Annotated in this window: 11 protein-coding genes; 9 read left to right on the top strand and 2 right to left on the bottom strand. The window is 69.7% G+C overall.

All coding sequences use genetic code 11. The features are described from left to right. Window positions 1-167 precede the first annotated feature (167 nt). From H0264_RS16475 to H0264_RS16455, 5 genes are read left to right on the top strand one after another with little or no spacing between them, the layout of a single operon-like run. Complete coding sequence (locus H0264_RS16475; protein WP_181584778.1) at window positions 168-779, top strand: GNAT family N-acetyltransferase; 612 nt, start codon at window positions 168-170, stop codon at window positions 777-779. Then, window positions 776-2,365: a phytoene desaturase family protein gene (locus tag H0264_RS16470; protein WP_181584777.1), complete on the top strand. Its 1,590-nt coding sequence runs from the start codon at window positions 776-778 to the stop codon at window positions 2,363-2,365. The genes H0264_RS16475 and H0264_RS16470 overlap by 4 nt, the downstream gene beginning before the upstream one ends. Next, the gene (locus H0264_RS16465; RefSeq protein ID WP_420832067.1) at window positions 2,362-3,183 is read left to right on the top strand and encodes a carotenoid biosynthesis protein; all 822 of its coding nucleotides are present in this window, start codon (window positions 2,362-2,364) and stop codon (window positions 3,181-3,183) included. The genes H0264_RS16470 and H0264_RS16465 overlap by 4 nt, the downstream gene beginning before the upstream one ends. Before the next feature lie 18 nt (window positions 3,184-3,201). Beyond that, window positions 3,202-3,951, top strand: coding sequence for a DUF3153 domain-containing protein (locus tag H0264_RS16460; RefSeq protein ID WP_181584776.1), 750 nt, complete (start codon window positions 3,202-3,204; stop codon window positions 3,949-3,951). After that, window positions 3,948-5,240 (top strand): glycosyltransferase family 2 protein, encoded by a 1,293-nt coding sequence (locus H0264_RS16455; protein ID WP_181584775.1) that lies wholly within the window; start codon window positions 3,948-3,950, stop codon window positions 5,238-5,240. The genes H0264_RS16460 and H0264_RS16455 overlap by 4 nt, the downstream gene beginning before the upstream one ends. Here the strand turns inward: H0264_RS16455 and H0264_RS16450 are convergent. Next, on the bottom strand, window positions 5,224-5,952 hold the full coding sequence (locus H0264_RS16450; protein ID WP_181584774.1) for a hypothetical protein: 729 nt from the start codon (window positions 5,950-5,952) through the stop codon (window positions 5,224-5,226). The genes H0264_RS16455 and H0264_RS16450 overlap by 17 nt on opposite strands. A 90-nt stretch (window positions 5,953-6,042) precedes the next feature. Further along, entirely contained in the window at window positions 6,043-7,041 is a 999-nt protein-coding gene (locus tag H0264_RS16445; protein ID WP_181584773.1) for a methylenetetrahydrofolate reductase, read from the bottom strand. 178 nt (window positions 7,042-7,219) lie between these two features. Between H0264_RS16445 and H0264_RS16440 the strand changes: the two genes are divergently transcribed. The 4 genes from H0264_RS16440 to H0264_RS16425 all read left to right on the top strand — a co-directional run bounded on the left by H0264_RS16440 (window position 7,220) and on the right by H0264_RS16425 (window position 12,851). Beyond that, complete coding sequence (locus H0264_RS16440) at window positions 7,220-8,419, top strand: polyprenyl synthetase family protein (protein WP_476703694.1); 1,200 nt, start codon at window positions 7,220-7,222, stop codon at window positions 8,417-8,419. A gap of 134 nt (window positions 8,420-8,553) precedes the next feature. Continuing rightward, a complete protein-coding gene (gene crtI, locus H0264_RS16435; RefSeq protein ID WP_181584772.1) occupies window positions 8,554-10,167 on the top strand; it encodes a phytoene desaturase family protein in 1,614 nt (537 codons plus the stop codon). 105 nt (window positions 10,168-10,272) lie between these two features. Then, on the top strand, window positions 10,273-11,847 hold the full coding sequence (locus H0264_RS16430) for an alpha-(1->6)-mannopyranosyltransferase A (protein ID WP_181584771.1): 1,575 nt from the start codon (window positions 10,273-10,275) through the stop codon (window positions 11,845-11,847). After that, on the top strand, window positions 11,844-12,851 hold the full coding sequence (locus tag H0264_RS16425) for a phytoene/squalene synthase family protein (protein ID WP_181584770.1): 1,008 nt from the start codon (window positions 11,844-11,846) through the stop codon (window positions 12,849-12,851). Before H0264_RS16430 ends, H0264_RS16425 begins: the two co-directional genes overlap by 4 nt. Window positions 12,852-12,853 lie beyond the last annotated feature (2 nt).

The following is a 12,853-nucleotide window of genomic DNA, read 5'->3' as shown; positions in this document are numbered from 1 at the left end:
CGACTCTTTCGAGCGGTGAAGCAACAGCGATGAAGATCGAACAGGTATTCGAAGGATTCACGTGGGTTTGAATATAGAGAGACCCACCGACAAGTTCCGGCGCCCGCGCTGGGACTACCGTCGAACCCATCCGTCCCGTCCGCGCCAACGAGAGCTGCGCCTAGCCGATGACCGCCGTCACCCCCAACACCACGCCCGCACCGGTCGTCGTCGACCTCTCGGCCGCGACCATGCGCGCCCGGCTGGCCGACGCCCTCGCGGTATACGTCGCGGCCATGGACTACCCCCGCGGCACCGAACACCAGCGGGCGCCCATGTGGACCGAACACACCACCCGGCCCGGCTGGCAGGCGGTGGCCGCACTGCAGCCCGACGACGACGGCCGGCTCGACCTGCGCACCGCACCCATCGTGGCGATCGCCTACGGGTATCACGGTGCGCCGCACCAGTGGTGGCATCAGCAGGTGTACAGCGGTATGCGGCGCACGGGCTGGCCCGAGCACGCGGCGCGGGACCTGCTCACCGACTACTTCGAGCTCACCGAGCTGCACGTGCATCCCAGCGCGCAGGGGCGCGGCATCGGGGAGACCCTGCTCACCCGCCTATTACAGAACCGGCCGGAACGCAGCGTGCTGCTGTCCACCCCCGAGGTCGACCTCGAGGCCAATCGCGCCTGGAAGCTGTATCGGCGCATGGGGTTCGGGGATGTGGTGCGGCATTTCATCTTCTCCGGTGACACCCGCCGCTTCGCGGTGCTCGGGCGGCGGCTGCCCCTGTGAACAAGCCGAACGTACGGTCCCAGCGCGTCATCGTCGTCGGCTCGGGACACAATGCGCTGGTCGCCGCCTGCTACCTGGCCCGCGACGGGCACGACGTCGAAGTGCTGGAACGGGATACGGTGCTGGGCGGCGCCGTCTCGACGGTCGAACGATTCCCCGGCCACCAGGTGGATCGCGGATCGTCGGCGCACATCATGGTCCGGCACACCGGCATCATCGAGGAGCTCGAGCTGGAGCGCTTCGGGCTGCGCTACATCGATTGCGATCCATGGGCTTTCGCGCCCGCACCGCCGGGATCGGACGCGCCGCCGCTCGTCTTCCATCGCGATGTGGACCTGACCTGCAAGTCCATCGAAGCCGCGTGCGGCCCACGAGATGCCCGGGCGTACCGGCGATTCGTCGAGGTATGGGGTCCCCGCGCCGCGCGGGTCATGCGCTCGTTCTCCGGCCCGCCCACCCCCGGCAAACTCCTGAAGTCGTTCTGGGGGCTCGACGCGAAACAGGGCGGCAGCGCCCTCTCCCGCGAGTTCCTGCAGACCGGAGATGCCCTGCTGGACAGCCTTTTCGACAGCGAACGCCTGAAAGCGGCCCTGGCCTGGTTCGGCGCGCAATCCGGTCCGCCCATGTCCGAGCCCGGCTCCGCGCCCATGGTCGGCTTCGCCGCCCTCATGCACACCCTGCCCCCAGGCCGGGCGGTCGGCGGTAGCGGAGCATTGTCCGCGGCCCTGGTGGCGCGATTGCGCTCCGATGGCGGCACTGTGACGCCCGGCGACGCGGTGACTTCTCTCGGCCGAACCGGTTCCGGCTGGCAGGTGCGCACCGCCGGCGGCCGAAACCTGCACGCGGACAGCGTGATCGCGGGCAGCCACATCCTCACCACCCTGAACCTGCTGGAGCAGGGCGGATTCGACGCCGCCACCCTCGCCGACTGGCGTCGCCGCATCCGGGTCGGCCCGGGTATCGGCATGGTCGTGCGGGTCGCCACCAGCGCTCTGCCGAGCTATCCGGGTTCGGCAGCGCATGAATCCGCCCACGGTCTACAGCTTCTCGTCACCGATCGCCGCGAACTGCGGCGGGCGCACGGCGCGGCGCTGGCGGGCGACCTGCCGCCCCGGCCGGTGGTGCTGGCCATGAGTTTCACCGCCCTCGACCCAAGTATCGCCCCGCCGGGCGAACATCAGCTCACGCTCTGGTCGCAGTGGCACCCCTACGATCTCGCCGACGGCAGCGACTGGTCGTCCCACGCCCTGCCCGAGGCCGACCGCATCATCGCCGAAGTCGACTCCTACGCACCGGGATTCGCCGACTCCATCCGCCACCGGCACATCCAGACCCCCGCCGACCTGGAACGCGAGATGGGCCTGCTCGGCGGCAATGTCATGCACGTCGAAATGTCCCTGGACCAGATGTTCATGTGGCGTCCCCTGCCCGAACTCTCCAGCCAGCGCGTCCCCGGCGCCCCCGGCCTCTACCTCACCGGCGCCTCCACCCACCCCGGCGGCGGCGTCTCCGGCGCCAGCGGCCGCACCGCCGCCCACCTGGTCCAGCGCGACCTGCGCCGCCGACTTCCCCTGCTACGCCGTTGAATCACAGCCTGATCCACACCGAGCTCAGGTCTTCCCGGGTTCGGATCGCGTTGCTTCCAGCGGTGCTGCTGGTGCTCGTGCAGATCTCGTACCCGCTCACGCATGGCGCGGCTCGGGATCGGGTGACTGTTGCGGTGGTGTTGCTATCGGCGGGGACGGCCCTGGTGCACGCGGCACTCACGCGAGGAATTCGGTGGGCGGCCGGGCTTCTGGTCATCGTTTCCGGGGTGGGGTTGGTGGCCGAGATGGCGGGGATCGCGACCGGGATTCCGTTCGGGTGCTACGAGTACGCGAGTGGGCGGATCGGGCCGGAGGTGGCGGGGGTGCCGGTGGTGGTGCCGTTGGCGTGGACCGGTGGGGTGTATCCGGTGTGGGTGGTGGCCGGGTTGCTGAGTTCTCGTGCGGTGGGGCGGGTTTCGCTGACCGCGGTGGGGGCCGTGGGGTGGGATCTGTTTCTGGATCCGCAGATGGTGGCCGATGGGCAGTGGACCTGGTGTTCGGGGATTCCGGGACTGCCGGGGCTCGGGGAGATTCCGGTGTCGAACTATCTGGGGTGGTTCGGGGTGGCGCTGGTGATGGGTGGGCTGTTGGAGGTGTGGGACCGGACCGCGCGAGACAGCCGGGAGGCGTTGATCGTTCCGGTGGGCGTGTTCGGGTGGACGTGGCTCGGGTCGGCGCTGGCGCATGCGGTGTTCCTCGGGTTGCCGGTGTCCGCCGCGTATGGGTTCGCCGGGCTCGGCGTGCTGGGAATTCCGCTGGTGCGGGGGCTTTTGGCCCGTCGAATCACGCTGGGGCGGCGGGGCCATGGCACGATGTGAGCCGTGCAGCCGAGTCCGATGATCTCCACAGCAGAGGCAAAGCTCGAATCCGTGCCGGGGCGGCGGTCGCGCCGGGTTCGGATCTGGGCCGGAGTTTTATTGGCGCTGTTGGTAATGCCGCTGGTGACCGGATGCCTGCGAGTGCAGGCATCCATGGGTGTGTCCTCCAACGACCGGGTCTCCGGGCGGATCGTCGCGGCCGCGGTGCCGCAGAACGATCAGGACAAGGGCCCGCAGCTGAAGGCCCCCGACGGCCTGTCCTCCAAGGTGCGCGTCGACACCTACTCGCAGGACGGGTACGTCGGCAGCCAGGTGTACTTCGACGACCTCACCTTCGGTGAAGTGCAGCAGCTCGGCTCGCTGTCCGACCAGACGCAGGGCATGTTCACCCTGCAGTTCAACCGCGTCGGCGACCTGGTCACCCTCACCGGCCGCGTCGACCTGAAAAGCCTCCCGCCGCACGGCTCCGACGTCCAGTTCACCGTCGCCTTCCCCGCGCGCGTCGCCACCACCAACGGCACCCGCGAAGGCGACTCCGTGGTGACCTGGAAACTCAGCGCCGGCGAAGTGAACCAGCTGCGCGCCGAAGTCGGCTACTCCGACCCCAATACCCGCTCCTTCGCCGGCTGGGCCGGCATCGTCGGCGGCATCACCCTCGCCGTCGCCGCCGTGGTCGCCGTCCTCGCCTACATGGCCCGCAACCCCGACCCGCCGGCCTACGTCCGCGCCGCCCGCTGGATCCGCCCCGACCGCGACCAGCGTCCGTGACCCCATCCCGCGCCCGGGCCACGGCAGCCCGGGCCGGGACCACCCTCACCCACCTCGGCACCGGCCTCGCCACCCTGGGAACCCTTGTCGCCCTGGCCAATCGACTCAGCCTCCGCCAACTGAAACCCACGGACCAGACCGTGACCGAACCAGTGACGGTCTGCATCCCGGCCCGCAACGAAGCCGACCGCCTCCCCGCCCTCATCGCCGATCTGCGCGCCCAGCAAGGCATTCCACGTCTGCGCGTCCTCATCCTCGACGACGCCTCGACCGACGAAACCTCCGCAGCGGCCCGCGAAGCAATCGCCGGCGACAAGCGATTCACCCTGTCCCACAACGACATCGACCCACCTCCGGGCTGGAACGGCAAGACGGCTGCCTGCTGGCGCTTGGCCGAGCTCGCCGGCATCAGGACGTCAGCCATCCCCGAGACCGCGTGCCCCGGCGCACCAGCGACGCCTGCCGCATCGCGGCCGGGCACCCCAGGAACCGGTGCACTGATATTCCTCGACGCCGATGTGCGAATCACACCGCACGCGCTGGCGACGGCGGTTCAGGAATTGCGCCGAACACGTGCAGCTTTGCTGTGCCCGTGGCCGCTGCAACGCGCCGGCTCGGCCGGCGAATACCTGGTTCAGCCACTCCTCTGCTGGTCGTGGGCGTCCACCTTGCCGATTCCCCTGGCCAATCGCAGCCTGCGCCCATCGACCGCCGTGGCGTGCGGCCAATTCCTGGTGTTCGATGCCGCCACCTACAGCGCTGTCGGCGGACATGCGGCGGTGGCGGACCATGTCACCGAGGATCTGGCCATCGCTCGCGAACTTCGCCGCAGCGGGCATCACACCGAGCTGGCCGGTGCGGGCCGCCTCGCCGAAACCCGGATGTACCGGGGCGCAACCGAACTCGAAGCCGGCTACACCCGTTGGCTGTGGTCGGCCTACGGCGGTCCAGCAGGCAGCGCAGCCGTCGCGTCAACCGCGGCGCTGGCCTATTGGGTTCCCCCGCTGGCCGCCATCTTCGGCCGAGGTCGAGTCCGGCGTATCGGCCTGATCGGCTATGCGGCGGCCGTCTCCGCGCGAATACTTGCCCGGTCCACTGAATCGGGGAAGCTGCCCGGAGTCGCGGAAGTCACTGCCGCGCTGGCACATCCGGTGTCGATCGCTGCCTATCTGCGGCTCTCGGCACTCTCGCACCGGGCACACCGTGCCGGCGCGCTGTCGTGGAAGGGGCGGGGGCTCAACAGCAATCGGGCTTGTCCCGTGGCTGTCCCCCTTATGGCACTGGAGTGATGCCAACGGTGGGGAAGAAGAAGCAGGAACGACCAGCGTTGTTCACATAGCCGAAGATGGCGGCCAGGACGGTGCCGGAGCCGGTGTCGACGGGGACCGCACGGACTCCACCCCGAGGCAGAGCACCGGCGAAGAAGTCCTGGACTGCCTGCTCGACCACCGGGCGGAGCTCGGCGGGGACAGCGGTGGGGATCATGCCGTTGAGGACCGTGGACAGCGGACCCATGGGCGTCGCGCCGCCGCGGCCGGTACTGAGGTTGAGCCAAACCACCTGCATGCCAGCGGTTTCGGCGCCATCAGGGCTGAGGCCGTACGGGACGAAGGCGAACATGGCCTGGCCGGCCTTCACCGCGGTCAGGTCGAGGCCGGGGATGGAGACGGTGTAGCGGGGCCACGGGCCGGGGATGGTGCCCGCGACGGCGGGGGCCATGCCGAGGGTGGTGCCGCCCAGGCAGAAGGGGGCGGCGGTCGGGTACAGGAAGGGCTCGACGCCCAAAGCCTGTAGGCCGTTGAGGGTTTCGCCGTAGGCCGCGAACCAGTCCGAGGGTGCGGCGGTTTCGGTGGCGGCGGTGATCGCCGAGAGGAGGGCGGCGGCGTCTTCGGTGGGCACGCCGCTGTCGGCGGGGGCTGCGGCTGCCGGGCCCGTGGCGGTGAGCAGCGCGCAAGCGGTCAGCACGCCTGCGACGCGGACGAGGTTGTGCAAGACGGGCATGGGTGTGTCTCCTCAACGTCTCGGTCGAGGTGGGACGCTACTCCGCTGACCAGGAAAAACCCGACATTTCGCCCGGCATGCCGGGCGCGATCAGGCGTGGGCCGGAGCCGGGGACATGGTGTAGCCGAGGTTCGCCAGGACTTCGCTGGTGGCCTTGGCGAAATTCAGGGTGATGAAGTGCAGGCAGGGGGCGCCCTCGTCGATGAGGCGCTGGGCGATCTCGGTGGCGATCTCGATGCCCGCCGCGCGGACCGCGGCGCGGTTCTCCTCCGGACCGTCACCGGCCGCCTTGTGCAGGCGGTCGAGCAGAGCGGTGGGGAGTTCGCGGCCGGACAGTTCGACGGCGCGCTGCACGGTGCGCAGCGAGGTGATCGGCATGAGCTCGGGGATGATCGGCTTGGCTCCCTCGACCGGGTCCGCGGCCAGGGCGCGGTCACGCAGGCGCAGGTAGTGCTCCGGGTCGAAGAACATCTGGGTGATCGAATACTCCGCGCCCGCACGCAGTTTCGCGACCAGGTGGCGGGTGTCGGTGTCGAGGTCGGCCGAACGCGGGTGGCCCTGGGGGAAGGAGGCGACGCCGACGTGGAAGTCACCGAGATCGCGGACCATGCGGACCAGCTCCTCGGCGTATTCGACGCCCTCGGGGTGCTTGACCCAGTCGCCGAGCGGGTCGCCCGGCGGGTCGCCGCGCAGCACCAGCAGATTGCGGATGCCGGAGTCGGCGTAGGCGCCGACGATCGAACGCAGTTCGGCGACACTGTGATCCACGGCGGTGAGGTGCGCGACCGTGAGCAGGGTGGTTTCGCGGGCCAGCTGACCGGTGACGCGGATGGTGCGGTCGCGGGTGGACCCGCCCGCGCCGTAGGTCATGGACACGAAGGCCGGGTGCAGCCGCTCGAACTCGCGGGCGGCCCGCCACAGGCGCGCCTCACCGGCCGCGTCGCGCGGCGGGTTGAATTCGATGGAGAACGGGACCGACCCGTCGGGGCGCGGGCCCAGCTGCTGCACGATGGAGCGAGTTCCGGACACTTGCGGGGTCCGGGAAACTCGGCCTGGGGTCGAATATCCCCGAACATTGTCGAAACTCACCGGGACATTTTAGAGGGCGCTCGGGTTTCGCTGCCCGGACCCCAGCCCTTGGCCACCAGATCCCACAGTGTGGGACAAGTGCGCTTCACTTCGCGGCGCGAGTTAGCGAGGAATTCGCAGCCTTCACCATCTCGCACACCGACCCCGTCCACGCCAGGACCGCCCGCTCGGTACAGTCGTGCCTGAACCCCCGCCGCGGCCCCTCGAGGTTCGCCGGCGCTCGGCCCGACCGGCCGAAGTCTCCGCGCACACATCACAGGAGGATGCCCTGTCCGCCGGACCCGGTACCCCGACCCGCCATCCGGTCGGCGCGGGATCGCTCGTCACCGCCGTCGAAGCACGGCTGCACGGTTTCTTCGCCACCCGCAAGGAAATCGTGGAACCGCTCGGGCCGGTCTTCGTGGACGCCGCCCGCGCACTGCAGGACTTCGTGCTGCGCGGCGGCAAGCGCACCCGCCCCGCCTTCGCCTGGACCGGCTGGCTCGGCGCCGGACGCCACCCCGAGGATCCCGAAGCCGACGCGGTGCTCACCGCCTGCGCCGCACTGGAACTCGTGCAAGCCTGCGCGCTCATCCACGACGACATCATCGATTCCTCCCGCACCCGCCGCGGATTCCCCACCGTGCACGTGGATTACGAAGAGCGGCACCGGGATCAGCACTGGGCGGGCGACCCCGACCACTACGGCACCAGCGTGGCCATCCTCATCGGCGACCTCGCCCTGGCCTGGGCCGACGACATGACCCGCGAAGCCGGGCTGGAAGCCGGAGCGCACGCCCGCTTCGCCCCGGTGTGGGCGGCCATGCGCACCGAGGTCCTCGGCGGCCAGCTCCTCGACATCCACGGCGAATCCGCCGGTGACGAAACCGTCGAAGCGGCGTTGCGCATCAACCGCTACAAAACCGCCGCCTACACCATCGAACGCCCGCTGCACATGGGCGCGGCGCTGGCAGGCGCGGACGCCGACCTGGTGGCCGCCTACCGCGAATTCGGCACCGACATCGGCATCGCCTTCCAACTCCGCGACGACCTCCTCGGCGTCTTCGGCGACCCCGCGGTGACCGGCAAACCCTCCGGCGACGACCTGCGCGAAGGCAAGCGCACGGTACTGATCGCCGAGGCCCTCCAGCGCGCCGACGCAACCAACCCCGAGGCCGCGGCCCTCATCCGGCGCAGCCTGGGCACGGATGTGACGCCCGAGCAGGTCACCGAACTGCGCGCTGTCATCACCGATCTCGGCGCAGTCGACGCGGTGGAGGCCCGCATCACCGACCTCACCGACCGCGCACTGACCGCGTTGGAGGCCAGCACCGCCACCACCGAAGCCAAACGCCAACTGCGCGCCATGGCCCTGGCCGCCACCGCGCGGGCGTACTAGACCGAGGGAGCTCTGGTGGCGGGAATTCGTCCGAATCACCGCCACCCGAGCTCCTTGATCATGAAGGCCGGGATTTCCCGGGTTGGTGTTTCAGAGTTGATGCGGTCGGCATCGGCGAGGATTGGTGGGGTGGCATGAAAACGGTTGCGGGGCAGACTGATCGGGTCGTGGTGGTGGGGGCGGGGCTGGCCGGGCTGGCCGCTGCGCTGCATCTGACCGGGGCGGGGCGGCGGGTGACCGTGCTGGAACGCAATGATCATCCGGGTGGGCGGGTCGGGTTGTATCGCGGGGAAGATTACGAGATCGATTCCGGGGCAACGATTCTCACTGTGCCGGAGCTGATCGACGAGGCACTGGGGGCGGTCGGGCAGACGCGGGATTCGGTGGGATTGCGGATTCTGCCGTTGGCTCCCGCCTATCGGGCGCGGTTCGCCGACGGGTCCGACATCGGGGTCTACTCCGATACCGAGGAAATGGCGGCCGAGGTCGCGCGGGTGCGGGATGGGGCTGCGGCGCAACGGTATCGGCGGCTGCGCGGGTGGCTGCAGGGCGTCTATGAGGCCGAGTTCGGGCAGTTCATGGATACGAACTTCGAGTCGCCCCTGGATATGGTGCGGATTCCGGAGAAGCGGAAGGCGCTGCTGAAGCTGGTGCGACTGGGGGCGTTCGGGCGGCTCGGACCGAAGGTGCGGCGGATCGTCGAGGATGAGGAGCTGGCTCGGCTGTTCAGCTTCCAGGCCCTGTTCGCCGGGATGTCGCCGAATCAGGCGCTGGGTGTGTACGGGGCCATTCCCTATATGGATACCTGCCTGGGCGTCACCTATCCCGAAGGCGGGATGCGGGCCATTGCCGAGGCCATGACGCGGGCGCTGCTCGCGGCGGGCGGGAAACTCGAGCTGAACGCCGAGGTCAGCGGGATCGACTATCGCGGTCGGCGGGCAACAGGGGTGCGGATCGCGGACGGGCGCACGATCCCGTGCGATGCCGTCGTGGTCACCGCGGACCTCGGGTCGTTCGAGCGGTTCGGGCTGCGGCGTCGGCTCGGGTTGCGGGCCTCGCCTTCGGCGGTGGTCGCGCACGGCACGGCGCCCGCCGAGGTGGCCGCGCGGTGGCCGGTGCAGGCGCATCACACCATCGAGTTCGGGCGTGAATGGGACCGGACGTTCACCGAGATCGCCGCGCGGCGCGGGCAGGGCGCCCTCATGAGCGATCCGTCGCTGCTGCTCACCCGCCCGGCGCTCACCGATTCCACGCTCTACATCGATCGCGCCGGACAGCACATCGACGCCACCGGCCATCTCGTGGACACCGTCCGCCACGAGCCGCTGTCGCTGCTCGCGCCCTGCCCGAATCTCGATGCGGCTCCGCTGGACTGGGATCGGCTCGGACCCGCCTACCTGCGCGAACTGCTGGGCGTCTTGGAATCCCGCGGCTACCAAGGCATTTCGCAACACTTCACGGTCGACCACCTCGACACCCCGCGCACCTGGCAGCGGCAGGGCATGCTGGCGGGCACCCCGTTCTCGGCCGCCCACCTGTTCCGGCAAACCGGGCCATTCCGCCCCCGGAACCTGGTGCGGGGCCGCGACAATGTCGTTCTCGCAGGTTCGGGCACCGTGCCCGGTGTCGGCGTCCCCACCGTGCTGCTGTCCGGGAAACTCGCAGCGACACGGATCACGGGTGATCTGCGACATGCCGGGCCGCGAACCTCCCGCACCGACGCGCTGGCATCGCCGCGCACGCACTAGACTGGCCCGCGTCCAGAATCCATGCGGCAGCCGCCGCCGACCTTTCCGGGGGGAAACGAACCGCCTATGCCGACCCCCGATACGGACGCCGCCACTGTGGGCGTTATGCACGACGACACCGCCGGTGTCACCTACACCGGCCAGCACAGCTGGGCGCGCAATGCCGCCGACTTCGCCCGCAGCCCCGAGGGTCATGCGGCGATACTCGGTTTCTTCGGCGCCATCATGATCACCTTCGGCGGCTTCGGCGCGGGCGCCACCCGCCGCAACGACCCGCTGCTCGAGATCGCGCACCTGTCGTGGCTGCGCTTCGGGCACGGGTACGCGCTGTCGACGGTGTTCGTGTGGATCGGCGTGCTGGCCATGATCACCGCGTGGGTGCGGTTGGGGCGGGCCACCATCGGGACCGTCGCGGGCGCGAAGGTCACACTCAACGAGCTGCGGGCCATTGTCGGCATCTGGATCTTCCCGCTGCTGTTCGCGGTGCCCATGTTCAGCCGGGACGCCTACTCGTATCTGGCGCAGGGAGCGCTGCTGCGCGACGGATTCAATCCGTACGCGGTCGGGCCGGTCGTGAATCCCGGTGTGCTGCTGGACAATGTGAGCCCGGTGTGGACCTCCACCACCGCGCCCTACGGGCCGATCTTCCTGCTGATCGCACGCGGCATCACGACCATCACCGGGGACAATGTGGTGGCGGGGACCATCGCGCTGCGGCTGGTCATGCTGCCGGGGCTGGCGCTGATGATGTGGGCGGTCCCGCATCTCACCAAGCATCTGGGCGGTAAGCCCACCACCGCGCTGTGGCTGGCGGTGCTGAATCCGCTGGTGCTGATTCATCTCATCGGCGGCGTGCACAACGAGATGCTCATGGTCGGCTTGATGGCCGCGGGCATCGCGCTCGTGCTGGAACACCATCACGTGTACGGGATCGTGGTGGTCGCCATTGCCGTGGCGGTGAAGGCGACCGCGGGCGTGGCGCTGCCATTCCTGGTGTGGATCTGGATGATTCACGAACGCGAGCGGCGGGCCGCGCGTGGTGAAGGTGAGGATCTGCCGCATCCGGTGGCCATGTTCGCCAAGATCGCCGGGCTCGGCATGGCGGTGTTCGCGGCCGTATTCGTGGCGGCGTCGGCGCTCGCGGGCGTGGGCCTGGGGTGGCTGACCGCGCTGTCCGGGTCGAAGAAGATCATCAACTGGCTGTCGCTGCCGACCGTGCTCGCGCACATGGTCACCTGGGTGACGCCGTGGCGGCTGGACTCCATCCTGTCCGTGACCCGGGCCATCTGCGCGTTCGCGCTCGTCGCGGTGCTGGTGTGGGCGTGGTGGCGGTTCCGGCACAGCGAGAAGGAAGCCGTCTTCGGCATTCTCGTCGCCTTCGTCGCCATCGTGATCCTGTCGCCGGCCGCGCTGCCCTGGTACTACTCGTGGCCGCTGGCGCTGGCCGCCGGATTCGCCCTGTCCACCACCACATTGCAGTGGCTGGTGGGCGTGTGCACCTGGCTCATGCTGGTGTTCCAGCCCGACGGGTCCATCGGGCTCTACAACTGGTGGCATGTCGCGCTGGCCACCTTCGCCTCCGTCGTGGCGGCGCTGGCGCTGCGCACCGTGGACCCGCTGAAGCTGAGCGCCCCACAGCACCACTCCCCCGTGCAAGCCCGGACACCCAGCACGGCATGACCATTCAGCTCGACCACGCCTACCGGGACTGCCGGCGCGTCGCCGCCGCCCACGGGCGCACCTACTTCCTGGCTACCCGGCTGCTGGAACCCGAGCGAAGACCGGCCGTACACGCGCTGTACGCCTTCGCGCGCATGGTCGACGACATCGTCGACGCCGCCGACGCACCCGCGCACGCGGAAGAGTCCGCGGCGCAACTGGATCGGATCGAATACGAACTGCGGGGGCACCTGGCGCGGATACCGGCGCGACTGCCGCGGGCCGGGTCCGGCCGGGCCGGTCACACGACGCCGGATCACGCACCGAGCATCACGCTGGATCGGCCGTCGAGCGCGGCACAGGATCGCGTGCTGCTCGCCGTCTCCGACACCATCCGCCGCTATTCCATTGCCGCCGAACACTTCTGGGTGTTCCTGGACTCCATGCGCATGGACATCCCCGGCAGCCCGCAATACCGCGACCGCTACCCCTCGATGGCGGCGCTACGCGAGTACATGCGCGGTTCGGCCGCCGCGATCGGCCTGCAACTGCTGCCCGTCCTCGGCACCGTGGTCCCCCGCGAAGACGCCGAACCCGCCGCGGCGGCACTCGGAGAAGCCTTCCAGCTCACCAACTTCCTGCGCGACACCGCCGAAGACCTCGACCGCGGCCGCATCTACCTCCCCGCCGACGAACTGGCCGCCTTCGACGTCGACGCCGACCTCCTCCAGCACTGCCGCCGCACCGGCCACACCGACCCCCGCGTCCGCCGCGCCCTGGCCCACCTGATCGCCGTCAACCGCGGCATCTACCGCTTCGCCACCCCCGGCATCGAACTGCTCTCCCCGCGCGTCCGCCCCGCCATCCGCACGGCGGCCATCCTCTACGGCGGCATCCTCGACGAAATCGAACACGCCGACTACGCGATATTCACCTGCCGCGCGGTCGTACCCCAGCACCGCCGACTACGCATCGCCGCAAAGGAATTCGCGGCCGCGCACCCTCTGCTGCGCCGCGCTGACTGACC

Origin of the sequence: Nocardia huaxiensis (assembly GCF_013744875.1) — a bacterium.
Classification (GTDB): domain Bacteria; phylum Actinomycetota; class Actinomycetes; order Mycobacteriales; family Mycobacteriaceae; genus Nocardia; species Nocardia huaxiensis.
This window is presented reverse-complemented; position numbering and strand designations above follow the sequence as displayed.